At 61.1% G+C, this 26,245-nt stretch carries 25 protein-coding genes and 1 pseudogene; 10 read left to right on the forward strand and 16 right to left on the reverse strand.

The features are described from left to right. The first annotated feature begins 82 nt into the window (after window positions 1–82). Window positions 83–1,447, forward strand: a complete 1,365-nt coding sequence (locus QCL65_RS15875; RefSeq protein ID WP_407310270.1) for an MFS transporter — start codon at window positions 83–85, stop codon at window positions 1,445–1,447. Window positions 1,448–1,473: 26 nt separating this feature from the next. Continuing rightward, window positions 1,474–2,829, forward strand: coding sequence for a glucarate dehydratase (gudD, locus tag QCL65_RS15880; protein WP_407310272.1), 1,356 nt, complete (start codon window positions 1,474–1,476; stop codon window positions 2,827–2,829). A gap of 148 nt (window positions 2,830–2,977) precedes the next feature. Here gudD and QCL65_RS15885 read toward each other — a convergent pair whose 3' ends face one another. Then, entirely contained in the window at window positions 2,978–3,172 is a 195-nt protein-coding gene (locus tag QCL65_RS15885) for a hypothetical protein (protein WP_407310274.1), read from the reverse strand. 187 nt (window positions 3,173–3,359) lie between these two features. Between QCL65_RS15885 and QCL65_RS15890 the strand changes: the two genes are divergently transcribed. Continuing rightward, complete coding sequence (locus tag QCL65_RS15890; protein WP_407310276.1) at window positions 3,360–4,154, forward strand: SDR family NAD(P)-dependent oxidoreductase; 795 nt, start codon at window positions 3,360–3,362, stop codon at window positions 4,152–4,154. Here the strand turns inward: QCL65_RS15890 and QCL65_RS15895 are convergent. From QCL65_RS15895 to QCL65_RS15930, 8 genes and pseudogenes are all read right to left on the reverse strand, one after another. Continuing rightward, a complete protein-coding gene (locus QCL65_RS15895; RefSeq protein ID WP_407310278.1) occupies window positions 4,151–5,512 on the reverse strand; it encodes an MmgE/PrpD family protein in 1,362 nt (453 codons plus the stop codon). The two genes, QCL65_RS15890 and QCL65_RS15895, sit on opposite strands and share 4 nt — an antisense overlap. After that, window positions 5,509–6,402 (reverse strand): polysaccharide deacetylase family protein, encoded by an 894-nt coding sequence (locus QCL65_RS15900; protein ID WP_407310280.1) that lies wholly within the window; start codon window positions 6,400–6,402, stop codon window positions 5,509–5,511. The genes QCL65_RS15895 and QCL65_RS15900 overlap by 4 nt, the downstream gene beginning before the upstream one ends. Continuing rightward, entirely contained in the window at window positions 6,395–7,243 is an 849-nt protein-coding gene (locus tag QCL65_RS15905; RefSeq protein WP_407310282.1) for a polysaccharide deacetylase family protein, read from the reverse strand. Before QCL65_RS15905 ends, QCL65_RS15900 begins: the two co-directional genes overlap by 8 nt. Before the next feature lie 62 nt (window positions 7,244–7,305). Next, the gene (locus tag QCL65_RS15910) at window positions 7,306–8,139 is read right to left on the reverse strand and encodes an ABC transporter substrate-binding protein (RefSeq protein ID WP_407310284.1); all 834 of its coding nucleotides are present in this window, start codon (window positions 8,137–8,139) and stop codon (window positions 7,306–7,308) included. A gap of 27 nt (window positions 8,140–8,166) precedes the next feature. Then, a complete protein-coding gene (locus QCL65_RS15915; RefSeq protein WP_407310286.1) occupies window positions 8,167–8,931 on the reverse strand; it encodes an amino acid ABC transporter ATP-binding protein in 765 nt (254 codons plus the stop codon). Between the two features lie 12 nt (window positions 8,932–8,943). After that, window positions 8,944–9,819, reverse strand: coding sequence for an amino acid ABC transporter permease (locus QCL65_RS15920; protein WP_407310288.1), 876 nt, complete (start codon window positions 9,817–9,819; stop codon window positions 8,944–8,946). Between the two features lie 19 nt (window positions 9,820–9,838). Then, on the reverse strand, window positions 9,839–11,266 hold the full coding sequence (argH, locus tag QCL65_RS15925; RefSeq protein WP_407310290.1) for an argininosuccinate lyase: 1,428 nt from the start codon (window positions 11,264–11,266) through the stop codon (window positions 9,839–9,841). A 16-nt stretch (window positions 11,267–11,282) separates the two neighbouring features. Further along, window positions 11,283–11,462 (reverse strand): annotated as a pseudogene (locus tag QCL65_RS15930) (argininosuccinate lyase); the annotation flags it as partial. 164 nt (window positions 11,463–11,626) lie between these two features. Here QCL65_RS15930 and QCL65_RS15935 point away from each other — a divergent pair. Further along, window positions 11,627–12,613 carry a LysR family transcriptional regulator gene (locus QCL65_RS15935; protein WP_407310292.1) on the forward strand — a complete coding sequence of 329 codons (987 nt, stop codon included), beginning with the start codon at window positions 11,627–11,629 and terminating at the stop codon, window positions 12,611–12,613. Window positions 12,614–12,625: 12 nt separating this feature from the next. On the opposite strand, the gene QCL65_RS15940 is transcribed toward QCL65_RS15935, so the two are convergent. Next, window positions 12,626–13,582, reverse strand: coding sequence for a LysR family transcriptional regulator (locus tag QCL65_RS15940; RefSeq protein ID WP_407310294.1), 957 nt, complete (start codon window positions 13,580–13,582; stop codon window positions 12,626–12,628). Between the two features lie 426 nt (window positions 13,583–14,008). Between QCL65_RS15940 and QCL65_RS15945 the strand changes: the two genes are divergently transcribed. Beyond that, a complete protein-coding gene (locus QCL65_RS15945) occupies window positions 14,009–14,767 on the forward strand; it encodes a class II aldolase/adducin family protein (RefSeq protein ID WP_407310296.1) in 759 nt (252 codons plus the stop codon). Beyond that, window positions 14,764–15,690 carry a 2-hydroxyacid dehydrogenase gene (locus QCL65_RS15950; RefSeq protein ID WP_407310298.1) on the forward strand — a complete coding sequence of 309 codons (927 nt, stop codon included), beginning with the start codon at window positions 14,764–14,766 and terminating at the stop codon, window positions 15,688–15,690. The genes QCL65_RS15945 and QCL65_RS15950 overlap by 4 nt, the downstream gene beginning before the upstream one ends. A 13-nt stretch (window positions 15,691–15,703) precedes the next feature. Here the strand turns inward: QCL65_RS15950 and QCL65_RS15955 are convergent, their stop codons facing one another. The 3 genes from QCL65_RS15955 to QCL65_RS15965 all read right to left on the reverse strand — a co-directional run bounded on the left by QCL65_RS15955 (window position 15,704) and on the right by QCL65_RS15965 (window position 18,901). Continuing rightward, window positions 15,704–16,738: a methionine synthase gene (locus QCL65_RS15955; protein ID WP_407310301.1), complete on the reverse strand. Its 1,035-nt coding sequence runs from the start codon at window positions 16,736–16,738 to the stop codon at window positions 15,704–15,706. 24 nt (window positions 16,739–16,762) lie between these two features. Beyond that, the gene (locus QCL65_RS15960; RefSeq protein ID WP_407310303.1) at window positions 16,763–17,746 is read right to left on the reverse strand and encodes a DUF1852 domain-containing protein; all 984 of its coding nucleotides are present in this window, start codon (window positions 17,744–17,746) and stop codon (window positions 16,763–16,765) included. Between the two features lie 210 nt (window positions 17,747–17,956). After that, the gene (locus tag QCL65_RS15965) at window positions 17,957–18,901 is read right to left on the reverse strand and encodes a GlxA family transcriptional regulator (protein ID WP_407310305.1); all 945 of its coding nucleotides are present in this window, start codon (window positions 18,899–18,901) and stop codon (window positions 17,957–17,959) included. Window positions 18,902–19,096: 195 nt separating this feature from the next. Between QCL65_RS15965 and QCL65_RS15970 the strand changes: the two genes are divergently transcribed. From QCL65_RS15970 to QCL65_RS15985, 4 genes are all read left to right on the forward strand, one after another. Then, window positions 19,097–20,041: a choline ABC transporter substrate-binding protein gene (locus QCL65_RS15970; RefSeq protein ID WP_407310307.1), complete on the forward strand. Its 945-nt coding sequence runs from the start codon at window positions 19,097–19,099 to the stop codon at window positions 20,039–20,041. Window positions 20,042–20,113: 72 nt separating this feature from the next. Beyond that, on the forward strand, window positions 20,114–21,001 hold the full coding sequence (locus QCL65_RS15975) for a 3-keto-5-aminohexanoate cleavage protein (protein ID WP_407310309.1): 888 nt from the start codon (window positions 20,114–20,116) through the stop codon (window positions 20,999–21,001). 35 nt (window positions 21,002–21,036) lie between these two features. Then, window positions 21,037–22,002 (forward strand): L-carnitine dehydrogenase, encoded by a 966-nt coding sequence (locus tag QCL65_RS15980; RefSeq protein WP_407310311.1) that lies wholly within the window; start codon window positions 21,037–21,039, stop codon window positions 22,000–22,002. 36 nt (window positions 22,003–22,038) lie between these two features. Continuing rightward, complete coding sequence (locus tag QCL65_RS15985; protein ID WP_407310313.1) at window positions 22,039–22,515, forward strand: thioesterase family protein; 477 nt, start codon at window positions 22,039–22,041, stop codon at window positions 22,513–22,515. Window positions 22,516–22,552: 37 nt separating this feature from the next. Here QCL65_RS15985 and QCL65_RS15990 read toward each other — a convergent pair whose 3' ends face one another. The 3 genes from QCL65_RS15990 to QCL65_RS16000 form a co-directional block, all read right to left on the reverse strand. After that, a complete protein-coding gene (locus tag QCL65_RS15990) occupies window positions 22,553–23,005 on the reverse strand; it encodes a hypothetical protein (RefSeq protein WP_407310316.1) in 453 nt (150 codons plus the stop codon). A gap of 302 nt (window positions 23,006–23,307) precedes the next feature. After that, window positions 23,308–24,525: a fumarylacetoacetate hydrolase family protein gene (locus tag QCL65_RS15995; RefSeq protein ID WP_407310319.1), complete on the reverse strand. Its 1,218-nt coding sequence runs from the start codon at window positions 24,523–24,525 to the stop codon at window positions 23,308–23,310. Window positions 24,526–24,641: 116 nt separating this feature from the next. Continuing rightward, the gene (locus QCL65_RS16000; protein ID WP_407310321.1) at window positions 24,642–26,231 is read right to left on the reverse strand and encodes an aldehyde dehydrogenase (NADP(+)); all 1,590 of its coding nucleotides are present in this window, start codon (window positions 26,229–26,231) and stop codon (window positions 24,642–24,644) included. Window positions 26,232–26,245 lie beyond the last annotated feature (14 nt).

Consider the following 26,245-nt stretch of genomic DNA (forward strand, 5'->3'; position numbering starts at 1 on the left):
ATCGTTATACGACAACAGACATGTTGCACTTTCGACGATGACCCCTCTACCCGCATAAAAATAATTCGTGGGAGCGCCAGACATGCAAGAAACGAAAAGAACTCGTGCCCGCTATTTGATCCTGCTCATGCTGTTTCTGGTGACAACGATCAACTACGCCGACCGAGCCACCATCTCCATCGCCGGGTCCAGCATCCAAAAGGCTTTAGGCATCGACGCCATCACCCTAGGCTACGTGTTCTCGGCGTTCGGCTGGGCCTACGTGCTAGGGCAGATACCCGGGGGTTGGTTGCTCGACCGCTTCGGTTCGAAACGGGTGTACGCCGGTAGTATCTTCACTTGGTCGCTGTTTACTCTGCTGCAGGGCTACATCGGCGAGTTCACGGTTTCCACTGCGGTGGTGCTGCTCTTCCTGCTGCGTTTCACCGTCGGCCTGGCCGAAGCCCCCTCCTTCCCGGGTAACGCCCGCATCGTCGCCTCCTGGTTCCCGACCAAAGAACGCGGCACGGCCTCGGCGGTGTTCAACTCCGCGCAATATTTTGCCACGGCATTGTTCGCACCCTTGATGGGCTGGATCGTTTACACCTTCGGCTGGGAACATGTGTTTATCGTAATGGGCGCCCTGGGCATCGTGTTTTCGGTGGTCTGGATGAAAGTCATCTATAGCCCCAAGGATCACCCACTGGCCAACGCCGCCGAGGTCAAGTACATCGCCGATAACGGCGGCCTGGTGGACCTGGATGACAAGCGCACGAAAAAAGACAGCGGGCCAAAGTGGATGTACATCCGCCAACTGCTGTGCAACCGCATGATGGTGGGCATCTACCTGGGCCAGTTTTGCATCAACGCGCTGACCTACTTCTTCCTCACCTGGTTCCCGGTGTACCTGGTGCAAGAACGTGGCATGACCATTCTCAAGGCGGGCTTCATTGCTTCGTTGCCGGCCATTTGCGGGTTTCTGGGTGGCGTGTTGGGTGGTGTGTTCTCCGACATGCTGCTGCGTCGCGGCAACTCCCTGAGCGTGGCGCGCAAAACCCCAATCGTGTTGGGCATGCTGCTGTCCATGTCGATGATCATCTGCAACTACGTCGAGGCCGACTGGATGGTGGTGTCGTTCATGGCCCTGGCCTTCTTCGGCAAAGGCATTGGCGCGCTGGGCTGGGCGGTGATGTCCGACGTTTCACCCAAGCAAATTGCCGGGCTGTCAGGTGGGATTTTCAACACCTTCGGCAACCTCTCCTCCATCTCCACGCCGATCATCGTTGGCTACATCATCGCGGCCACCGGCTCTTTCAAAATGGCCTTGGTGTTCGTGGGCGTCAATGGGTTGATCGCCGCTGTCAGCTACCTGTTCATCGTGGGTGATATCAAGCGCATCGAGCTCAAGGGCCTGCCTGTCCAGCCAGAGCCGATCCCCAGCGTACCTGACGCCAAAACCAGCCACTGATCTGCATAATAAAAAGGAATTGGACCATGAATGCATTGACCTCTAACGCCACCACCTCTGGCGCGCCGACTATCACCGAGCTGCGCGTAGTGCCGGTGGCTGGCCATGACAGCATGCTGCTCAACTTGAGCGGTGCCCACGGCCCCTACTTCACCCGTAATGTGTTAATCCTCAAGGACAATGCCGGCCGCATCGGCATTGGTGAAGTGCCAGGCGGCGAAGGTATTCGCCAGACCCTGGAAGACGCCCGTGAGCTGCTGGTCGGCCAGTCGATCGGTAACTATCAGAGCCTGTTGAACCAGGTTCGCAGCCGCTTTGCCGACCGCGACTCCGGCGGACGCGGCCTGCAAACCTTCGACCTGCGTATCACCATCCATGCCGTGACCGCTGTGGAATCGGCACTGCTCGACCTACTCGGGCAGCACCTCGAAGTGCCCGTGGCGGCGCTGCTCGGTGAAGGCCAGCAGCGTGACGCGGTGGAGATGCTGGGCTATCTGTTTTATGTCGGCGATCGTCAGCGCACCGACCTGCCCTACCGCACCGAAGCCGACCATGAAAACGCCTGGTTCCGCCTGCGCAACGAGGAGGCCCTGACGCCGGAAAAAATCGTCGGCCTCGCCGAAGCCGCCTACGAGCTTTATGGCTTCAAAGACTTCAAGCTCAAGGGTGGCGTATTGAGCGGCGGCGAAGAAATCGAAGCCGTCACCGCCCTGGCCGAACGCTTTCCCGAGGCACGTATCACGCTGGACCCCAACGGCGCCTGGTCACTCAAAGAAGCGATCGCCCTATGCCGCGATCAACACCACGTCCTGGCCTATGCCGAAGACCCCTGCGGCGCGGAAAACGGCTACTCGGGCCGGGAAGTCATGGCCGAGTTCCGACGCGCCACGGGGCTGCGCACCGCCACCAACATGATTGCCACCGACTGGCGGCAAATGGGCCATGCGATCCAGTTGCAGTCCGTTGACATCCCTCTGGCCGACCCGCATTTCTGGACCATGCAGGGGTCGGTGCGAGTGGCGCAAATGTGCAACGATTGGGGGCTGACCTGGGGCTCACATTCCAACAACCATTTCGACATTTCCCTGGCCATGTTTACCCATGTAGCCGCCGCCGCGCCCGGCAACGTGACGGCTATCGACACCCACTGGATCTGGCAAGACGGCCAGCGCCTGACCAAACAGCCGCTGACCATCAACGGCGGCCTGGTCGAGGTGCCCAAGCGCCCTGGGTTGGGCATCGAGTTGGATTGGGACGCGTTGGCCCAGGCTCACGAGGTGTACAAAGGCATGGGCCTGGGGGCCCGCAATGACGCCGTCGCCATGCAGTATTTGGTGCCGAACTGGACGTTCGATAACAAGCGGCCTTGCTTGGTGAGATAACGGGGGATGCGTCGACCGTTGGAGGCTTGCGCGGGGCTGTAGCGAAGATCGGGGGCAAGCCCCCTCCTACAGTCGGCGACACATCCAGCAGATATGTCGTTGATTGTAGGAGGGGGCTTGCCCCCGAGCTTTTGCCCTGCAATCTGGGTTATGACCTCAAACGCACTTCAATACGGTCACCTTGCATAGTGGCGGCCAGCCGATGCGGTAGATCCGCCACCCGCAGGTGCCGCGGATAACCGAGTACCTCATTGAAGGGCAAACCCACACCTATCACAGAGGCAGTGGGTTCATCGAAGGTGGGCCGTTGCTCGGCCTGCTTGCTCAGTGCGGCGGCGGTCATACCTGGGTCTCTTAAATACGTTCAAAACAGCTATCGGCCAATGCCAGGCAAAGCCTGAGACCGGCCGTCGGCTGAATTGCGCGGGTACTTGCTAAATGGCCAAGCACGGTGGGCTAGCGGATGGTGCAAGTGAACGGTCGGGATAGCGCGAACTCGAATCCTTGAGACATCTTCCTAAGGAGCCCCCATGAAAATCGATTTAAGCGGTAAACGCGCACTGGTCACCGCCTCCACCGGCGGCATTGGTTATTCCATCGCTAAAGGCTTGGCCGAAGCCGGTGCCAGCGTTGTCGTCAATGGCCGCAGCGACAAAAGCGTCAATGAAGCCATTGCCCGCCTGCAAGCGCAGGTACCCGGCGCTGCGGTCAGTGGTATCGCTGCGGACCTGGGTGGTGCTGAAGGCGTTGCGGCGCTGGTCAGCGCAGTTGGCAGCGTCGATGTGCTGGTCAACAACGCGGGTATTTACGGCACCCAGGACTTTTTCGACACCGAAGATGAGGTCTGGGACCGTTACTGGAGCACCAACGTCATGTCCGGCGTGCGCCTGAGCCGTGCGTTGCTGCCAGCCATGGTGGAAAAAGGTTGGGGCCGCGTGGTGTTCGTGGCGTCCGAGTCGGCACGTAACATTCCTGCGGACATGATCCATTACGGCGTATCCAAAACCGCCCAACTGGCCCTCGCCCGCGGCCTGGCCAAGCGGGTTGCCGGCAGTGGCGTGACCGTCAACAGTGTATTGCCAGGGCCAACCTTGTCCGACGGTGTGGCCGGGATGATGCAGGCCGAGGTGGAACGCACCGGCCACTCGCTGGAAACCGTGGTGGCCGACTTCGTCAAGGCGCACCGCCCGAGCTCGATCATTCAACGTGCGGCCACCACTGAAGAGGTGGCGAACATGATTGTTTATGTCTGCTCGCCGCAGGCAAGCGCTACTACCGGGGCAGCGCTGCGAGTGGATGGTGGTGTGGTGGACGATATTGTTTAAGGGGCGCGGCACAACTGTCGCAACAGAGCCGGAGCTTCGATGCTGGCATCCAGCCCGAGGCACAGTGCGAGCAGCTCCTCGACCTGGGCAATCGGCAACGTCCGACCAGCCAGGGCGCGGAACTTGGCCACTAGCGCGGCATCGCTCAGCGGATTGAGCGGGCCGCCCAAGGCGAATTTGACTTGCCGCGAGGCCGCGCGGCCATCCTGCAACAGCACCTCGACAATAGGCTCATCAAGGGGCGCCAAGGTCGGCTCGAGCACCATCGTGATACGTGCGAGGAACCCCTGCACTTGCGCAGCCGAGCGCACCGGCGCCTCGTAACTGTCCAGCCCGGCGCTCCCGCGCAGGCAGCGCACGGCTAGCGCATAGGGCAGGCTCATCTGCGCTGCGGCCAGCGTGGTGGTGTCGGTGCCGGCGCACATGCCTAGCAGAAATTCGCTGGCGCGCACCTGGATACGCTCCACCTGGCGGCCATCGGCGCCCAGCCCATCGAGCAGATCGCCGACCGCGTCGATCGCCGAGTGGGTACCACGGCACGCGGCGTAGGGTTTGATTGAACAGCGTGCGAGCTTCCACACGCAGCCCAGTTCAGCGGTCAATGCCTGAGGCACGGCAGCAGCGCCCGCGTAGGTGCGCAAAAAGCCGCCCCAGCGATCTTCGAATACCTGCAGCGGCCCACTCATGCCCTCACGGGCCAGTAAGGCGGCCAGCAAACCCGCTTCGGCCGGGCGCCCGGCGTGCAGTTTTTTACTGTCGGCACCGTCGTGAATAAACGACCACAGGCCGCCGCTCAGGCTGGCCGCTAGACCCAGGGCGTTGGCGACCTGCAAGCGGTCCAAGCCCAACAGCCGAGCACAGCCGGCCGCCGCGCCGAACACCCCGCAGGTTCCGGTAGAGTGCCAGCCGACCGCGTTGTGCGGCGAGTAGCCGCCGCAGGCCTCGAGCACTCGCCGGGCCACGTCGTAGCCCAGAACCATGGCGGTCAGTAGCTCTTCACCGGTAGGCGGCACCGCGCATAGGTCGACGGCCGCCAGCAAGGCTGGCACCACTACCGCACCCGAGTGGTCACAGCCACCGGCGTCATCGAGTTCCAGTGCATGGGCAGCGACGCCGTTGACCAACGCAGCACTGCGCGCCGACAAGCGCTGTGCTGAGCCCCACACCCCTACGCGGCCAGCAGGCTCGCTGCCCACAAGGGCGGCCAGGCAGCGCTGAGCCTGGGCGCTGTCGGCACCCGCCAAGGCTGCCCCCAGGGTGTCGAGCAAATGCCGACGTGCCTTGGCCACCACCGCATCCGGGATCGCCGCAAAAGGCGATTCGGCGACAAACCCAGCCAGCTCCAATAAGCCACTCATACGCCCTGCCCCTTAGCCTGATGCCGTGCAAAAACAGCGGCGGGATGGTCCTCAGGCAAGCGCGGATGCGCCGTGGCCCACCACTGCGCGACCTCTTCGGCACTGGCGAACCAGACGCCAGGCTGCGCCTTCAGCCAGCCCAGCCATTCCTGCAGCAGAGCGCTGCGGCCTACTGTCCCGAGGATCTCTGGGTGTAGGCGCATCAGGTAACACAGCCCGAACCGCTGAAAGCCGGTGAAGTCACGCTGCCAGTTGAGCAAGACGTCAGCGTAGCTGGCGATCCGCGCCTGGCTGGCGGGGACCGCCGGGGCCAGGTTGAAAGCAAAATAGGGTGCATCTTCGAGTTCGACATGCAGGGGTAGCTCGACCAATGCAGCGTCCACCTGCCCTGCCGGATGCACATAAGGCAGGTCATCACCGCCCCAAGAGGACGACCACGTTAGGCCGGCCGCACGTAAGTCGTCCACCAGCCCCGGCGCATAGCTGCCGGCGGGTGCGCGAAAGCCCCTAGGGCTGCGCCCGGTCAAGCGTTGGAGCACCGCGCAGCCGTGCAGCACCGAGGTGCGTTGCTGCTCGCGGTTCAAGCTGCTGAAGTCCTCATGGCGATAGCCAGCGCAGGCCAGTTCATGCCCTGCCGCATGGATCGCCCGTATGGTTTCGGGGTTTTCCTGCGCCACGATTCCGGGTACGCACCAGCTGGTGCGCAGGCCATGCTCGGCGAACACTGACAACAGCCGCTGCACTCCACGAGTAGTGCCGTAGCGCCACACCGACAGGCTCTTTTCGCGCCCCGCGATGGCCGGTACCTGGGTGCAAATACCGTGGATATCGTTGTAATCCACCGTCACCACCACCGCGCAGGTGTAGGGTGCGGGCCAAGGGCTAGTCATCGGCGTACTCCTGGGCCCAGAACCGGGCGATGTCATTGCAGGTGGCGAACCATACGTCGGCGTGGCTATGCATATGCACCAGAAACTCCTCAAGCACACCTATGCGCCCCGGTTTACCGGAAATCTTCGGGTGTAGCAGTGTGGTCATGCACAGGCCTTCGCGGTAAGTGCCATCGAACTCTCGGCACCAGTTGTCCAGGGTCTGGTCGTAGCTGGCGATGCGGTCAAGCCCGGCGGGATAATCCGGCGCACGGGTGTAGGCCAGCGAAGCGTAATCGTCGAGTTCCCAGCGGCCGGGAATTTCCACCAAGCGCCGAGACGCGTCGCCAGCGTCAATGAAGTACGGGCGATCATCACCGCGCATGCTGCTCGAATAGGTCACGCCGCAGTCCAGCAGCAGCGCCGGGGTGTCGGCGTGCCAGTCGCCCGACGGCGTGCGAAAGCCGCTGGCAACCAGCCCCAGGTGACGTTTGAAGATCGCCGCACTGCGCTCCATCACGGCTCGCTGCTGGGCCAGGGTGAGCGTGAAAAACGACTCATGCTGATAACCGTGATAGGCCACCTCATGGCCACGCTCGACAATGGCCTGGCATTGCCGTGGCCAGGTCTCGACCACCCACGCCGGGACAAAAAATGTGGCGGGCGTTCGGTGGGCCTCAAGCATGTCGAGCAACCGCGGCAAGGCCCGGTATGGGCCATAGCCACCGAAGGTGAAGTACTCGGGTTTGCCCCAGAGAGAACCGTCCAGCATCGCCGCGCCCGTCGGCCCGTCCAGGTCGAACGCCATGGCGACGCTGGCACGGGCCTGACCGGGCCAGCGCAGAGGGGTTGAACTCAACATCGATAATAGCTCCGCTGGGGCAATTCAATGCGCGGCGTGGGGACACACCGGCGGTATGCGTATTACTGCCCTTGGTTGAGCTGCGCCTTGGTCACAGCGCCCTTCTCCAGGTCCCACTTCTTGAGAATGCTGGCGTAGGTGCCATCGGCGATCATCGCGTCGAGGGCGCCGATGATCGCCGAGCTGAGCCCGGCATTGCTTTTGGCGACGCCCAGGCCGGTCAGTTGCAAGGTCAGCGGCTCACCGATCACCCGGTAAGCGCCTGGCTCTTGAGACTGAATGTACGGCAGGGTTTCGCTGCCTTGCACGGCCGCGTCGAGGCGCGCCTGGCGTAATTGCGCACGCGCGTCGGCAGAACCTTCGGTGCCCACCACCTGGATCGCCGGTCGGCCATTGGCTTCGCAGTTTTTACCGCTCCATTTGGCGATTTCAGCCGGAAAGTTCGTGCGCCGGCTGGTGCCGACCTTCTTGCCGCACAGGTCGCTGGCCACCTTGATGTCCGTGCTGCTGTCGAGAATGTAAAACTGCGGGCCAGTTTTGAAGTAGTCGACGAAGTCCACAGTCTTCTGCCGCTCAGCGGTGTCCGTCATGCCTGACAGCACGATATCCAGGCGCTGGGTGACGAGGCCGCTGACCATCTGCTCAAAGGCCGTTTCCTGCCACTTCACCTCCAGGCCCAGGCGTTTGCCGATCGCCATGCCAAGGTCGTAATCCACCCCGGTCAGTTGGTTGGTGGCAGGATCTTTGAAGTCCATCGGCGGATAATTGGGCATGATCCCGGCGACGATAAAGCCTTTGCTTTTGATGCTCGCAGGCAAGCCCGCAGGCTCCGCCGCCCAGCTACTGGCGGTGGTGAGTACGGACAGTACAGCGGTCAAAACGAGGTTGAGTTTCATCACGGGCTTTCCTGAGTCAGGTGAGATTCAATTCAAAACGGCAGCGATAAAGTCTTGAGTGCGGGGGTTGCGTGGGCTCATCAACACCTCCTCCGGCGAGCCGGTTTCGATGATCTGCCCGCCGTCCATGAACACCACTCGGCTCGCCACTTCGCGAGCGAAACCCAGTTCATGGGTGACCACCACCATGGTCATGCCACTGGCGGCCAGGCCACGCATCACCGAGAGCACTTCGCCCACCAGCTCCGGGTCGAGGGCCGAAGTGGGCTCGTCGAATAGCATTAGCTTGGGGCGCATGGCCAGGGCGCGAGCGATTGCCACCCGCTGCTGCTGGCCACCGGACAATTCGATCGGATAGGCGTCAGCCTTTTCCGTCAGGCCCACCCGCTCGAGTAGGTCCATGGCCTGCTCGCGGCACTCCTGCTGCGGCCGGCGCAACACCTGGGTCGGACCCTCGATGATGTTTTCCAGCACGGTCATGTGGGCGAACAGGTTGAAACGCTGGAACACCATGCCGGTGGCCAGGCGTTGGCGGGCGATCTGGTTGTCGCTGAGTTCGATCAACTTGCGCTCCACGCAGCGATAACCGAGCAGTTCGTCGTCGACCCACAGGCCGCCTTGGTCGACCTTTTCCAATTGATTGATACAGCGCAGCAAGGTGCTTTTGCCTGACCCGGAGGGACCGATGATGCACACCACTTCGCCGTGGGGGATCTCGAGGTCGATAGCCTTGAGGGCATGAAAGGCGCCGAAGTACTTGTTGACGTTGACCGCCTTGACGATGTTTCGCATGGTCACCTCCCCTTAACTACGTTTGCCGGCGCCGCGGCCGAATCGAAGTTCCAAGCGGCTCTGGCCGAAAGTCAGCACCGTGACCACGGCCAGGTACCAGATACCGGCCACGATCAGCAGCTCCATGACGCGGGCGTTGGCGTAGTAAATGTTTTGTGCGTTGTGCAGCAGCTCGGAGTACTGGATCACGCTGGCCAGGCTGGTCATCTTGACCATGCCGATGAATTCATTACTGACCGGCGGAATGATGATGCGCATGGCCTGGGGCAGGATAATCCGCCGCAGAGCCTGCAGCCGCGGCATGCCGATCGACTTGGCGGCCTCGTACTGGCCGCTGTCCACCGAGAGCAGCCCGGCCCGCACCACTTCCGAGGTGTAGGCGCCCTGGTTGATCCCCAGCCCGAGTAGGGCCGCCGCGAACGGTGTGATCACCTCCACAGTCTTGAGCTCGAACAGGCCGGGAATGCTCAGCACTGGAAAGATCAGCGCCAGGTTGAACCACAACAGCAGTTGCAAGATCAGTGGCGTGCCGCGAAACAACCATACGTAACCGCTGGCCACATACCGCAGCACCGGGTTCTGCGACATGCGCATGACCGCCACCACGACGCCGAGCACGACCCCCAGGGCCATAGCCAGCACGGCCATAACGATGGTGTTGAGCAGCCCGAACATGATCGACTGCGCGGTTAAAAACTGCTGCACGAACGACCACTCGATATTGCCTTTGGCGAACGCCTGGGCCAGGCCCATTAGCAACAGCACAATCACCGTCGCCGAGGCGTAACGGCCGTAGTAGCGGCGCTTGACCACCTTGTAGGTAGAAAGGTCGTACTGGGCTTGCTGGGCCTTGAGCGGTGTAGCACCGCTTGCGTGAGTCTGTGTCATGGCTGCGTCCCCGGGTAGATCAGCCGCGTGGGCCGGTGTAGTCCAGTGCCCATTGTTGCTGGGCACCCAGTTGCTGCTTGAAGCGCTCGATCTGCGCGCAGACCTGGGCCGGCGCGGTGCCATTCCAACCACTGCGAATAGCCAGGGCGGCGTCCAGAGTCAGGGCTTGGCGCACGCCTTCGCTGAGCCGCGTATCCACAGCCAGCAGAAACGCCGGGCTGGCCTCTTCCAGGCCGATACCGGCTGCTTCGCAGGCCTGCACCAACGTGCCAGTGATCTCGTGGGCCTCCTTGAAGGGGATGCCACGCAGCGACAGCCAATCCGCCACCTCCGTGGCCAGGGTGAAGCCCAGGGGGGCCTGGCGCAGCAGCTCATCGGTGCGCACGGTCATGGTCGCGACCATGCCCGCGAATGCGGGTAGCACCAGGTGAATCGTGTCGAGGCTGTCGAGCACGGCATGCTTGTCTTCGCTCAGGTCGCGGTTATAAGAAAGCGGCTGGGCTTTGAGCACGCAAAGGATGCCAGTCAGCGTGCCAATCAGGCGGCCTGACTTACCCCGCGCCAATTCGGCGATATCGGGGTTCTTTTTCTGCGGCATGATCGAGCTGCCGGTAGCATAGCCATCGTCCAGCGATACCCAGTTGAATTGGCGGGAGGTCCACAGGCAGAACTCCTCGGCTAGGCGCGAGACATTGACACCCAGCATGCTCACGATAAACAGAAACTCGGCCACGTGATCACGGCTGGCGACCGCATCGATGGAGTTTTCGCAGGGCCCGCTATAGCCCATTTCAGCCGCCGAGCTATGCAGGTCGCGGGCTATGGCGGAACCGGCCATGGCCGCGGCACCGAGCGGCGACAGGCTGAAGCGCCGGTCCCAGTCCTGCAGGCGCTGAATGTCGCGGTGCAGCGCTTGAGCATGGGCCATCAGGTGGTGAGCAAACACAATGGGTTGGGCTTGCTGCAGGTGGGTGAAACCCGGCGCAATGCTGTGGGTGTGTTGCTCGGCCTGCGCCACCAAGGCTTGCTGCAGTTCCAGCAGCGCCAGCGTCAATACCCGCGCCTGGTCGCGCAGGAACAGCCGCATGTCGTTGGCCGACTGGTCGTTGCGCGAACGGCCCGCGCGCAGCTTGCCGCCCAAGGCGCCGAGGCGCTCGGTCAGCAAGCGCTCGATAAAGGTGTGAACGTCTTCGTCGGCGGCAATCGGCTGCACTCGCCCGGCGGCGAAGTCTGCATCGATCCCTTGCAACGCGGCGATGATCTGCCCAGTCTCGGCGGCGTCCAGCAGGCCGGCACGTTGCAGTTCGTGGGCATGGGCCTTGGAGCCGGCAACGTCATAGGGCGTCAGCCGAAAATAGGCCAAGGGTGAGCGCGACAGGTTAGCCATGGCTTCGGCGGGGCCACTCTTGAAGCGGGCGCCCCAGAGGCGGTCGGTGGGCTCGGACATGTACGATGATCTGCCCAGTCTCGGCGGCGTCCAGCAGGCCGGCACGTTGCAGTTCGTGGGCATGGGCCTTGGAGCCGGCAACGTCATAGGGCGTCAGCCGAAAATAGGCCAAGGGTGAGCGCGACAGGTTAGCCATGGCTTCGGCGGGGCCACTCTTGAAGCGGGCGCCCCAGAGGCGGTCGGTGGGCTCGGACATGTAGAAACTCTCCATTGGCACGTGGCTTGCTATTTCCCTCTGCGCGCTGGGCAATTCGCGGCTGCTCAGCCATCACTGGCGAGGGAGCGGTTAAACGGGTCGGACCTAAACGACTGCATGGGAGGGATACTAGAAAGCACACCGGGCGGGGGTAAATGTATTAAATGGAAAGTCAACTTTCTCAATCTGGAAATGTGCCGAAAAGAGCCAGTGATACTGCACTTTCCATGGCCACCGCGATGGACTTGAAGTTATTCAAGGTATTCAAGGCTGTGGTCGAATCCGGCGGATTCACCGCCGCACAGGCGGAACTCAATATTGGCTTGGCGGCGATTAGCAAACAGATATCGGACCTGGAGATTCGTCTGGGTATGCGCCTGTGCACACGCGGGCGGGAAAAGTTTGGTCTGACTGAACAAGGCAAGGTTATTTACCAGGCCAGCCTTGACCTGTTTTGCGCGCTGGACGAGTTCCGCGGGCGCCTGGGTAACGTGCGCGGCGAACTGCTCGGTGACCTGAACATCGCGGTGATCGACAACACCTGTTCAGACCCCAATTCGCCGCTAATCAACGTGCTACAGGACTGGCAGGCGCAAGCACCCAAAGCGCGCATGCGGTTGAGCGTGGCCCCCCTCGAAGAAATCGAACAGGGCATCCTCAAGGGCCAGTTCGCGGCCGGCATCGTGCCGGTCTACGACGACAAGTACGAGTTCGAAGTGCTGCCGATGTACCGGGAAACCAGCGAGCTGTATTGCTCCCACGACCACCCGCTGTTCGCCCTCGATGACGCGGCCATCGACGATAACCTGCTTAGCCAGGCCGAATACATCGACCACGTTTACGCCAACCATCAAGAGAAATTTCGCCCCCTGGGGCCGCGCAATATCAGCGCTATCGCCACTCAGGTCGAAGCCGTGGCAATGCTGGTGATGACCGGCCGCTATTTGGGCCACCTGCCCGTGCACTGGGCGAAGATCTACGTCGATCGTGGGCAGATGCGCTCGATCAAAGCCAAGCGCTTTCGCGTCAACACACCCTTCAAGCTGCTGTATCGCCCGAACGGTCGCAGCAATCCGCTGTTGGACGTGTTTTTGCAAATCATGCAGCAGCACCTGAGCGACAAGGTCGCAGTCCTTGCCAGCGGCCAGTGAACACACGGGGTTTCACGCGTTTGCCAGCAGCGCGGTAGCCTCGCGCAACCCCGCGAGGAACACGGCTTCCGCCCGGCTTAGGCGTTGCTCCTTATTCCACAGCAGGTTGATGTCCACCGTACAGACTCGCTCGGGTGGCAGCGGCCACAGCTCGCCACGGGCCTGTTCACGCTCATACAAGGGATGGGGCAAGCAACCGATACCATAGCCGGCCAGGACCAAGCGCAAGACTTCCTGACTGTTGGCCGAGCAGCCCATGACAGGCCCACGCCAGCCGTGCCGATGGCGAAAATCGGCCAGTGCATTGAGAGTTCCGCCCAGCAGGTCACTGGTGAACAAAATCAAAGGCTCTTGCTTGAGGCTATCGATACTAATGCCCGATACCCCAAATAACGGGTGCTCCGGACCGCAATAGAAGCGGTAGTGCTCGCGGGTCATGCACTCCTGGGCGAGCCAGGGATAGCGGGTGGGGTTGATGGCCAAGCCGAAGGTGGCGGTGTTCTGCTCCAGGGCGCGCAGAATCTCGTCATTGGGCTGCACTTCGATTTCCACGGCAAGGCCTGGAAAACGCCGCCGCAGGCTCGCCAACGCCTGGTCGTAGGCGCGACAGCGCACGCCGTCGACCGATAACAGGCGCACCTTGCCCACCACTTGGTCGCCCACGCCTTCGATGGCAGCGTCCAGTTGGGCAAACTGCCCTTGCACGTCATTGGCGATGCGCAGGGTTTCGATACCGGCAGCGGTCAGTTGAAAGCGCGGGCCGTTGCGCTCGATCAATGCCGTGCCCAGTTGCTCTTCCAGGCGCTTTAGCGCCTGGCTCACTGCAGGTTGGGACAAGTGCAGGCGCACCGCCGCACGGCTGATGCTCAACTCTTGGGCAATCGCTTGAAACGTACGCAGCAGGTTCCAGTCAACCCGTTCGCTGGAAGAGCGCACGGTGGGCCGCGCCAACCCTAGGCCTTTACTCATGTCGTATTACTCCAACGCACTTTCACACACTGAAAATCAGAATAGTCGCGTTTGCCCGTACCAAGCGCCCACTTCCCCTACAACTTAACGAGCGTGCAACAGCGCCACATAAGTTTACCAGTGCCAGGTTTAACGCCATCAAATCAGTAATAGTAGAGGCCTATAGAAACGCACAAGCCTGGTGCGTTTCGCGCCCATCGGCACTGTAACGAAGCGTACACGCTAAACATATTAGATTAGAGGCCCCTTAGCTTGACTCACTTTTATTCGCTATACCAATATTCATTATAATAAATACTGTATTGCTCGAATTAAATAGCATTTATAACAATAGTAAGAGCACCGTTGTATTGTTGCCGCGCCACATCGGCTTTGCCACGGCGGTTCTCACCTATCTATCCGCTGCGCACAAGGATCCCCTGCCCCATGACCACGCCGATGCCCAGCTTGCCTGAATCAGAATGGACGGCGCGCTGCGAGCTGGCGGCCCTGTACCGGCTGCTGGCGCACTTTCGCATGACCGACTTGATCGACACCCACATCTCGTTACGCCTGGAGGACGGCAGCAACCACTTTTTGATCAACCGCTATGGCGTGCTGTTCGAACACATGAAGGCCAGCGATTTGGTGCGCATCGACAGTGAAGGCCAGGTGGTGGATCGCTACTTCCCAGACCACCGCGTCAACCGTGCCGGCTTTGTCATCCATTCGGCCATCCACGCTGCGCGCCCCGACCTGCACTGCGTGATCCACACCCACACCGCTGCCGGCATCGCCGTGTCGGCGCAGGCCAAGGGCCTGTTGCCGATCAGCCAGCACGCATTGAAGTTTTACAACCGCCTGGGCTACCACCGCTACGAAGGGATTGCCTTACGGGTGGCCGAGCGCGAACAGCTGGTTCGTGACCTGGGCCCGCACAGCGCCATGATCCTCTGCAACCATGGCCTGCTGGCCGCCGGGCCGAGTGCCGCCCACGCGTTTCAGACCATCTTTATGCTCGAGCGCGCGTGCCAGGCGCAGGTGCAGGCATTGGCGGGCAACGGCGAGTTGATCTTGCCCGATGCCGATACCTGCGAATTCACCGCGCAGCAATTCGAGCAAGACGACGAGGCCGGCCTGATCGACCTCGGTTGGCGGGCTGCGCTGACCTTGATCGAGGGCCAGCGCCAGGAGTATTGCGCGTGAGCCCGATCGTACTGGTGGGCCCGGGCAAGGACCTGGTTGAAGCCCATCGACTGTTACAGCAAATGCGCCCCGCACTGCGCTTCTGCTACCCGGACGACAGCCTGGCCCAGGCAGCTGAGGTGGCTATCTGCTGGGCGCCACCTTCCGGTAGCTTTGCTAGATTACCGCAGCTCAAGCTGATCCACTCGGTCGGTGCCGGGGCCGATCCGATTATCCGTGAGCCCAGCCGGCCCGCCAGTGCCGCCGTCTGCCGTATCGTCGATCCAGGCCATTGCCAGGGGATGCTCGAATACGTGTTATGGGGTGTGCTGCATTACCATCGGCGCTTTGACCAGATCCTCGCCAACCAAAGCCAGCAGCGCTGGGAACGTCTGACGCAGCACGGCGCGCAACAGACCCGCGTTGGCGTCATGGGGCTCGGGCAGCTAGGCAAAGCGGCGGCCGAGCAACTGGCACGTTTAGGCTTCGCCACGCGCGGCTGGGCCCGTAGTGCCCAGCCCCTACCGGGCGTGGCCACCTTCACCGAGGCGCAGTTGCCCGATTTTCTGGACGGGCTGGACATCCTCGTGTGCTTGCTGCCGCTGACCGAACGCACCCAGGGCATTCTGGGTGCAGAGACCTTCGCTCACCTCACGCCGGGGGCGGCGCTCATCAACTGTGGCCGTGGCGGCCATTTACGTGTCGACGATCTACTAGGGGCACTGGCCAGCGGCCAACTACGCGGCGCTCTGTTGGACGTCTTCGAACAGGAACCGCTATCGCGCGAACATCCGCTGTGGTCCACCCCAGGCGTGACGGTCACCCCGCACATCGCCTCCAGCGCTTCGCTCAGCGTTATCGCCGAACAAATCCTGACCAATATCGACCGCCAGCAGGCTGGGCTGCCCTTGTTCAATCGGGTGGATACGGCGTTGGGGTATTGATTCGAGCAAAAGATCAGCGCTCGCCCAAGAGCTCCCTGCGGACAATCTCCGCCCCCGCACTTAACGCGTGCAGCTTGCCACTGGCAACTTTACGCGGCAAAGGCGCCATTCCGCAGTTGGTGCAAGGGTAGAGTTTGTCGGCATCGACAAACTGCAGCGCCTTCCTAAGGGTATCGGCGACTTGCTCAGGCGTTTCAATGGTATGGCTGGCCACATCAATGGCGCCGACCATCACTTTCTTGCCTCGAATGAGTTCCAGCAGCTCCATGGGGACGTGGGAGTTGTGGCATTCCAGCGAGATGATATCGATACTGGATTTTTGCAGTTTGGGAAACGCCTCTTCGTACTGTCGCCACTCCGAGCCCAGGGTCTTCTTCCAGTCGGTATTGGCCTTGATGCCGTAGCCGTAGCAAATATGCACGGCGGTTTCGCATCGCAGGCCTTCAATCGCCCGTTCCAACGTGGCAACGCCCCAGTCGTTGACCTCATCGAAAAACACGTTAAACGCAGGCTCATCGAATTGAATGATGTCGACCCCGGCAGCCTCCAGCTCTTTGGCCTCCTGATTGAGAATCTTGGCAAATTCCCAAGCCAGTTTTTCACGGCTTTTGTAATGCGCATCGTAGAGGGTATCAATCATGGTCATTGGCCCAGGCAGCGCCCACTTGATGGGCTGCTTGGTTTGCTGACGGAGAAACTTGGCGTCTTCGACGAACACCGGCTTCTTACGCGCAACAGGCCCCACTACCGTGGGCACGCTGGCGTCATAGCGGTCACGAATTCTAACGGTCTCACGCTGCTCGAAATCAACGCCGTCCAGGTGTTCGATGAAGGTAGTCACGAAATGCTGGCGAGTTTGCTCGCCGTCACTGACGATATCGATCCCAGCCTGTTGCTGCTCTAGCAGCGCCAAACGTAACGCATCCTGCTTGCCTTCAAGCAAGGCTTCGTCTTGCAGTTTCCAAGGCGACCATAGGGTCTCAGGTTGCGCAAGCCAGGAGGGTTTAGGCAAGCTGCCAGCGGTCGAAGTGGGCAATAGTTTTTTCATGAACATGACCTTGGTGTTAATGAGTCAGAGCGCGCCGCTGGCGGCCCATTGTTGAAGAACGGCCTGATAGGGTTTGATAAAGTGTTCTTCGGCAAACTTGCCTTGCTCAGCCGCCAGGCGACTGCGCTCTTCGCGGTCGTAAACAATCCGCGTCAATGAGTAATCCTGGTTGTTCAAGCTAGGCCGATAGTATTCCCCGGCTACTGAGTTCGCGTTATAGATCTCGGGCCGATAGATTTTTTGAAAGGTGTCCATTGTGCTAATGGTGCCAATAAGCTCGAGGTGGGTGTAGTCGGTCAGCAAATCGCCTGAAAAATAAAACGCCAAGGGTGCAGCGCTGTTCGCCGGCATGAAGTAGCGAACCTTCAGGCCCATTTTGTTGAAGTACTCGTCCGTCAGAGAGTGTTCGTCCTGGCTGTATTCGTAGCCGAGCACAGGGTGCAGATGCTCGGTGCGCCGGTAGGTCTTGGTGCTTGATACGCTAAGACAGATAACGGGAGGCTTAGGGAAATGCGCCTTGTAGGTATTGGAATTGACCAGGGACTTGAAGAGCTTGCCGTGCAAATCGCCAAAATCGTCTGGGGTACTGAACGCGGACGTGTTCTTGTTGTGCTCTAGCAACCGAACACTGAAGTCGTAGTCCCGTACGTAAGACGAAAAATTATTTCCTACGATCCCATTTATACGTTCATGGGTGTGCCGATCAACAATGGTTGCCTGCAACACCTCAATCAATGGAATCGCACGCTCGCTGCCACCCGCCTCAATATTCATTTCGGCAGAGATAATCTCCAACTCAACGCTGTACCTATCACCTTGAGGATTATCCCAAGAGGCCAAAGCATTGAAGCGATTGTTTATCATCTTCAAAGTATTGCGTAAGTTTTCCTGGCGGCTTGCGCCTCTGGCAAGGTTGGCGAAGTTAGTGGTGAGGCGCGTTTTGTCGGAGGGTCGGTAGTGCTCATCGAAGCAAATGCGTTTAATCGCAAAGGTGAATGCGTTGTTCATCTTGATCTGACACCCGTCTTTTGAGCCACACCTCAAGACACTGCAGGGCTTGTTGAGATGGGGCTAATAGTCTGTTGTCACTGGGGCAGCCATAACATTGCCCGTCGTGAAATCTGGGTGCATTTTAGGCTCGCTGGCCACATGAACAAAAACGAATGAATTTCAGAGGAACATTAGTCATGCTCATGATGAGCACTGACTAAGGCAGGCTCAGATAACCTCTCGGCGTCGATCTTCCCTCGGGCACTTCGCAAACCGCGCGCGATAGCGGCGAGTGAAGTACGACGGCGATTCGAACCCACAGGCGATGCTCACCTCCAGCACACTGAGATCACTCTGACGCAGCAGTTGCCGTGCTTTCTCCAGGCGCAGACCCAAATAGAAGTTGCTCGGCGTGTCGTTCAGATGCAAGCGAAACAGGCGCTCCAGCTGGCGCCGGGTGACGTTGATCGCCTCGGCCAGCGCCAACGTGCTCAGGGGCGGTTCGGTATGCTGCTCCATCTCGCCGATCACTTGGACCAATTTCTTGTTAGTGATGCCGTAGCGCGTGGCGATCTGCATACGCTGGTGGTCTTGGCGCGGGCGGATGCGGCCAAGCACGAATTGCTCTGAAACCTTGATCGCCAACTCGGCGCCGTGGGCCTGGCCGATCAGGTCGAGCATCAGGTCGATGGACGCGGTGCCGCCTGCGCAGGTGATGCGGCGGCGGTCGATCTCAAACAGTTCCTGGGTGACGGTGAGCTGCGGATAAGATTCTTTAAATGCGTCAATGGCTTCCCAGTGCAGGGTCAATCGATAGCCGTCGAGCAAGCCAATTTTCGCCAGCACGCAGGCGCCTGTATCGATGGCGCCAAGGGTCACGCCCTCGTGGTCGAGGCGCCGCAGCCAGTGCTCCAGGGCCGGGGTGACGAACTGCAGCGGTTCGAAGCCGGCCACCACCCACAAGGTGGCGCCTTTTTCTGGCACGCCCAGCGCGCTGTCGGCGTTGACGGACATGCCATTACTGGCCAGTACCGCGCCGCCGTCCACGCTCAGGACGTGCCAGCGGTACAGCTCGCCGCCGAAGCGGTTGGCCACCCGTAGCGGTTCCAGCGCAGAGATAAAGCCGATGGCGGAGAACCCCGGCATTAACAAAAAATAGAAATTTTGGGCCATGCTGGCGCGCTCGTTAGACCCGTAGCTAGGCATTGTGATACTCCCGTTCAGGGGCGGATTCAAGGGGGTGATAGGTCGCCGCAGTGCAGAAGTGGGTCGCCGCCGTGCGCTTGCTGACCGCCCGAGCCGGGTAACTTGTTTGCACGGCGCAGAAAGATGCCGGCCCCCCAACAATACTCTGCCCAGGGCCCCACCATGAACCGACTGATCAGCCGCAGCGTGCTTGCACTCAGCGCCAGCGCTATTTTGAGTACCAACGTGATGGCAGCCGATGCTGCTGCATGCCAGAACGTGCGCATGGGCGTGGTCAACTGGACCGACGTGATCGCCACCAGCGCCATGACCCAAGTACTGCTCGACGGCCTCGGCTACAAGAGCAAACAGACCAGCGCCTCCCAGCAGATCATCTTCGCGGGCATCCGCGACCAGCGCCTGGACTTTTTTTTGGGCTACTGGAACCCGCTGATGACCCAGACCATCACACCGTTCGTTGAGACCAATAAAATCAAAGTCCTCGACCACCCCAACCTGGAAGACGCCCGCGCCACCCTTGCAGTGCCGACTTACCAGGCAGACAAAGGCCTGAAAAGCTTTGCCGATATCGCCAAGTTCGAGAAAGAGCTGGGCGGCAAGATCTACGGCATCGAGCCCGGTTCGGGCGCCAATACCCAGATCAAAGCCATGATCGCGAAAAACCAGTTCGGCCTGGGCAAGTTCCAACTGGTGGAGTCCAGCGAAGCGGGCATGCTCGCCGCCGTGGACCGGGCCGTGCGCCGCAAGGAAGCGATAGTGTTCTTCGGCTGGACGCCACACCCAATGAACGTCAACGTGGCAATGACTTACCTCAACGGCAGCGACGGCGCCCTGGGCCCAGACGAGGGCATGGCCAGTGTTTGGACCGTCACCTCACCGACCTACGCCGAGCAGTGCCCCAACGTGCACAAGCTGCTGACGAACCTGACCTTCACCGCCGCCGACGAGAGCCGGATGATGCAGCCACTGCTGGATCACAAAGATCCCCTCGAGTCCGCCAAGCAGTGGCTCAGGGAGCATCCCCAAGACCAAGCGCGCTGGCTGGAAGGCGTCACCACCTTCGACGGCAAGCCGGCCGCAGCGAACCTTCAACTGCGCGGCCAATAACCTGATTCGAACCGCTGTTGCGCGGCCCCCCGGGCCGTGAACGGCCTCCCCACGCCTTTAAGGAGCCACGCCATGAACCAAGACGTCATCATCACCTGCGCACTTACCGGTGCTGGCGACACGGCTGCGAGAAGCCCACACGTGCCGGTCACGCCTAAACAAATCGCGGCAGCCGCTGTTGAAGCCGCCAAAGCCGGTGCCACAGTGGTGCACTGCCATGTGCGCGACCCGCACACCGGTAAATTCAGCCGCGATGTAGCGCTGTACCGCGAAGTGATGGAGCGTATCCGCGAGGCCGACATCGACATCATCGTCAACCTCACCGCTGGCATGGGGGGCGATCTAGAGATTGGCGAGGGTGAACAGCCAATGGCGTTCGGCCCCAACACCGATCTGGTCGGCCCGTTGACACGTCTGGCCCACGTTGAGGAGCTACTGCCAGAAATCTGCACCCTGGACTGCGGCACCCTGAACTTCGGCGATGGCCACACGATTTATGTCTCCACCCCGGCGCAATTGCGGGCAGGTGCCAAACGTATCCAGGCGCTAGGCGTAAAGGCTGAGCTGGAAATCTTCGACACCGGCCACCTCTGGTTCGCCAAGCAGATGATCAAGGAAGGGCTGCTCGACAACCCGCTATTTCAACTGTGCCTGGGCATTCCATGGGGTGCACCAGCCGACACCACCACCATGAAAGCCATGGTCGACAACCTACCCGCCGACGCGGTGTGGGCCGGCTTTGGCATCGGCCGTATGCAGATGCCAATGGCCGCGCAGGCAGTGCTGCTGGGCGGCAATGTGCGGGTCGGCCTGGAAGACAACCTTTGGCTGGATAAGGGCGTGCTCGCCACCAATGGCCAACTGGTGGAACGCGCCAGTGAAATCCTTAACCGCCTGGGCGCGCGGGTTCTGACCCCGGCCCAAGGCCGCATCAAGATGGGCTTGCGCCAGCCTGGCTAATCCGTGTCATCACCGAACTCTTCAGGAACGTCGCCATGCACTTTATCACCGAGATCAAAACGTTCGCCGCCATCGGTGGCGGCGTCATCGGCAGCGGCTGGGTCTCCCGCGCCCTCGCCCACGGCTTGGACGTGGTCGCCTGGGACCCCGCGCCCGGCGCCGAAGCCGCCCTGCGCAAACGTGTTGCCAATACCTGGGGCGCCCTGGAGCAACAGGGCCTAGAGCACGGGGCAGCCCAAAGCCGCCTGCGCTTTGTCGACTCTATCGAAGCCTGCGTGAGAGACGCCGACTTCATCCAGGAAAGCGCCCCAGAACGCTTGGCGTTAAAACTGGATTTGCATAGCAAGATCAGCGCGGCAGCCAAGCCGAACGCGTTGATTGCTTCCAGTACGTCCGGCCTGCTGCCCAGCGAGTTCTATGAAGGTTCCAGCCACCCGCAACGCTGCGTGGTCGGCCACCCGTTCAACCCGGTGTACCTGCTACCACTGGTGGAAGTGGTGGGCGGCAAAAACACCGCAGCGGCGGCCATTCAGGCGGCGATCACGGTGTATGAATCCATCGGCATGCGGCCGCTGCATGTGCGCAAGGAAGTCCCCGGTTTTATCGCGGACCGCCTGCTCGAAGCGCTCTGGCGCGAGGCACTGCACCTGGTCAACGACGGCGTGGCGACCACCGGCGAAATAGACGATGCGATCCGCTTCGGCGCCGGACTGCGCTGGTCGTTCATGGGCACCTTCCTCACGTACACCCTGGCCGGCGGCGACGCCGGCATGCGCCACTTCATGGCACAGTTCGGCCCGGCATTGCAGTTGCCATGGACCTACCTGCAGGCACCGGAACTGACCGAGCAACTGATCGACAAGGTAGTGGACGGCACCACTGATCAACTCGGCCAATACAGTATCTCAGCCCTGGAACGCTACCGGGACGACTGCCTGCTCGCCGTGCTGGAGGCGGTGAAAACCTCCAAAGCCAAACACGGCATGACCTTTGCCGAATGAGCCGATCCAACCGATGACTGATGAGCAACCGCCGATATGCCAACGCTGACCACCTACACCACGCAAATCCAACCCGAATGGGTCGACTACAACGGGCACCTGCGTGACGCGTTCTACCTGCTGATCTTCAGCTACGGCACCGACGGGCTGATGGACGCCCTGGGCCTGGATAGCGCTCACCGCGAAGCCAGCGGCCACTCGCTGTTTACCCTGGAACTGCACCTCAATTACCTGCACGAAGTAAAACTCGGTGCCGAGGTTGAAGTACACACCCAACTGATCGCCCACGACGCCAAACGCTTGCATCTCTACCACAGCTTGCATGGGGTCGGTGACGACCGGGTGCTGGCCGGCAATGAGCAGATGCTGCTACACGTAGACCTCGCCGGCCCGCGTGCTGCGCCCTTTACCGCTGCCGTGCTGGAGAAGCTTAACGCTATGAGCGCTGGGCAGGCTGAGCTGCCGAGGCCGGAGCTACTCGGGCGGGTGATTGGGTTGCGGGCTGGGAAATAATGGCCGCGGGCGATCGGCGGTGTCGCTAGCAACTCCCCTATTGAATTCGCTTGATCAGGTACATCAAAACAAAAATAGAAAGTACCTTGCACGTTGCCAAACCCGCTTTAAAAGCAAGGGAATACCACTCTCGGTTTTCAACGCAGTTTAGGCACTCTAATGTGGCAGAGGACTTTCCGTGCTTCTTGAATTCAAGCTCTCGGCAGTAGCCATAGAACATAAATGACCAGAGCAGCATAAGCGCCCCTAGCCCTTTAACCTGGTCGCCAGAAGAATAATAAACCTCGGGTTCCAGCAAATAAGAAACACCCGCCACAACAAAGATAAGCAGGCCCACATACGCCCATTTTTTACGCGCCTTGGGTGAGGCCTTAAAGTTATTGAACACATCGAAAGGATAAAAGCGCTTGTCTCTTTGTAATCTGTCCTCGAGGGAGACTAGGTAGCCCGAGCTAAAAGCAAGCATTCCGACGATCAGGATGAGAATCATATGAAACACCGCTTGCCCTTGAGAATCTTGAATTTAAAGGGTGTCAAACCGTCAAGCAAGCGACCGACAGCGATCCAGCAAATCGCCGGTTTGGGCAAGGAATTCGGGCGCATGCCCCTCCTCTCATGTTGACCCCGCCGGCCCGCGTGCTGCACGGTTTAGCGCTGAGCAGGCTGGGCTGGCGAGGCCTGGGTTTTTCCGGCGGTTGATTAAGTTGCAGCGGCCGCCCACCAAGCGCAATCGAGCAATGTCCGAAAACGCTTGGTGGTTGTTAAGCCCTGTACGTAAAGCGCCAGCGCCAGTCAAGGCTGGCGCGCAGTCGCTGCAACTTCCAGCAGACCGCGACGGCCGAGGCTGTCAATCAGCGAACGTAACCCAAACGCCCACTGCGGCGCCAGATCGCTGGTGGTAACGCGGTTGCACAGCGTACCCAGCATTGGGTTGCTGATACTCACCACATCACCCAGCTTATGGGTGAAGCCATTGCCAGGCTGGTCGCGGTCCTGGTTAGGGGCGAACAGGGTACCGAGGAACAGCACCAGCCCGTCTGGGTATTGGTGGTTTTCGTTGATCGTTTGCTGCACCAAATCCTCTGGGTCACGGCTGATCTGGCGCATGGAGCTGCGGCCGCAGAGGATGAAACCATCCACGCCTTCAACCCTCAGGTCTACCTCCGCATCGCGTACATTCTGCAGGTCGAAGCTTTCGTCGAACAGGCGCAGCAACGGGCCTAACGCTGTAGATGCGTTATTGTCTTTGGCCTTGGACAGCAGCAGTGCGCTACGACCTTCGAAGTCGCGCAGGTTGACGTCGTTACCGAGCATGGCGCCTTTGATACGGCCATCGCTCGACACCGCCAACACGACCTCCGGTTCTGGGTTATTCCAGCTCGATTTGGGATGCAGACCGATTTGCGCACCGTAACCAATCGCCGACAGCGGCTGGGCTTTGGTAAACACCTCGGCATCCGGGCCAATACCCACTTCCAGGTACTGGGACCACAATCCCTGCTCCACCAGAACCTTACGTAACGCTTGCGCCTGGGCCGAGCCCGGTACGATTTGCGAGAGGTCCGCGCCAATGCGACTGGCCAGTGACTCACGCACCGCATCGGCTTTGGCGGGATCACCCTTGGCCTGCTCTTCCACCACACGTTCCAGCAGGCTGGTGGCGAAGGTCACACCGGCGGCCTTCACTGCTTGAAGATCGATGGGCGCCAGCAGCCACGGCTGGCGCGGGTCGCGCTGAGCCGGGTCACTGTTGTCCAACAACGTCGGCAGATCGATCAGCGGCTCGGACAAAGGCAAGCCACGTAGGTAGGCCACAGGATCGGCCACCTCCAGCAGGGCCGAAACGGTCGCCACGTAGGCGCTGATGTCGTGTACAGCGCCGCCCTTGACGAGGACCACCGCAGGGCCTAAGTCCGGTAGCCAGACCCGCCCTATCCAGCTGCCGGCGGCGAATACGCTGGCATCGTAGTGCAATGGCAGAGGTGGGTTGGCGTTCGATCGTTCAGTCATCTGTGTACCCCTATTACTGTTATTCATCGCGCAAGCGCTGGCGATTACAGCTGCCCGGTGAGAGGCGGCCAGCTAGCGGCGTCGCGGTATGGGCGTTGGTTGCCGGCGGCTGGTACTTACGTCAATCGGCTCAGTGCCGCGGTGCTGGGGATGCCATCCAATAAACGCTGGATGCCCAGCGGGTTGGCATCCTGCAAAGCGGCAGGCAGCAAGCTGTCGGGGACGTTCTGATAGCAAACCGGGCGCAGGAAGCGGTCGATCGCCAGGGTGCCGACAGAGGTGCCGCGCGCATCGGAGGTGGCCGGGTACGGGCCACCATGCACCATGGCATCACACACCTCGACACCCGTTGGGTAACCGTTGACCAGCACCCGGCCGACCCTCTCTTCCAGGGCGCCGAACACCAGGGCAAAAGTCGGCAGGTCTTGCTCATCGGCTAGCAAGGTCGCCGTCAGTTGGCCGTGCAAGGCACGCACGGCGCGCAGCAGCTCGGCTTCGTCAGCCACCTGGATGACGATGGTGCACGGGCCGAACACTTCTTCCTGCAACAGTTCGTTCTGTTCCAGCAACAGGCTCACGTCGGCGCCGAACAGTTGCGGCTGCGCCTGATTGCCGGCCTGGGCCTGGCCGCTGAGGTGTTCAATACCAGGATGCGCGAGCAGTGCCTGCAGCCCTTTGCTGTAGCTGGTCAGGGTGCCGGCGTTGAGCATGGTCTGCGGCGCCTGCTCGGCAAGATGCCCGCCCAGTTGCTCGATGAATGCAGTGAAGGCTGCCGAGCGGATACCCAACACCAGGCCCGGATTGGTGCAAAACTGGCCACAGCCCTGCACCACCGACCCGCACAGCTCCTTGGCGATTTGCGCGCCACGGGTCTCCAGCGCCTGCGGCAGCACCAGCACCGGGTTGATGCTCGACATCTCGGCGAACACCGGAATGGGGTGCGGCCGTGCAGCGGCAATGTCGCACAGGGCCCGCCCGCCTTTGAGCGAGCCGGTGAAGCCGACCGCCTGGATACCCGGGTGTTTGACCAGCGCCTCCCCGACGCCACTGCCAAAGATCATGTTGAACACACCGACCGGCATGTTCGTGCGCTCGGCTGCGCGGATCAGCGCCTCGGCGACTCGCTCGGCGGTGGCCATGTGACCGCTGTGGGCCTTGAACACCACCGGACAGCCCGCAGCCAGGGCCGCAGCGGTATCTCCGCCGGCCGTGGAGAACGCCAGCGGAAAGTTGCTGGCACCGAACACCGCCACCGGGCCGACCCCGATGCGATATTGGCGCAGGTCCGGGCGCGGCAGCGGCGTGCGTGTCGGCAACGCCTGGTCGATCCGGGCGCTGTAGAAATCACCGCGACGCAGCACTTGGGCAAACAGACGCATCTGGCCACTCGTACGGCCACGTTCACCCACAATGCGCGCGCTGGGCAGGGCCGTTTCCTGGCAAGTCAGGGCGATGAAGTCGTCGTCGAGGCGGTCCAGCTCTTCGGCAATGGCCTCGATAAATTCGGCCCGACGGGTTGCCGGCAACTGGCGATACAGCGGGAACGCCGCACTGGCGGCAGCCACGGCGGCATCGACTTCGTCCAGCGTAGCTTGATGAAAGGCGCCAGGCAGACGCTCGCCCGTGTGAGCATCGATGCTGTAGACCAGGGTCTGACCTTGGGCGCTGCGCTGGCCAGCAATGCAGTTGTATCCGCTAACGTGCATGGGTAAGTGCCTTA

The sequence above is a fragment of the Pseudomonas sp. nanlin1 genome (assembly GCF_045571515.1).
Taxonomy (GTDB): Bacteria; Pseudomonadota; Gammaproteobacteria; order Pseudomonadales; family Pseudomonadaceae; genus Aquipseudomonas.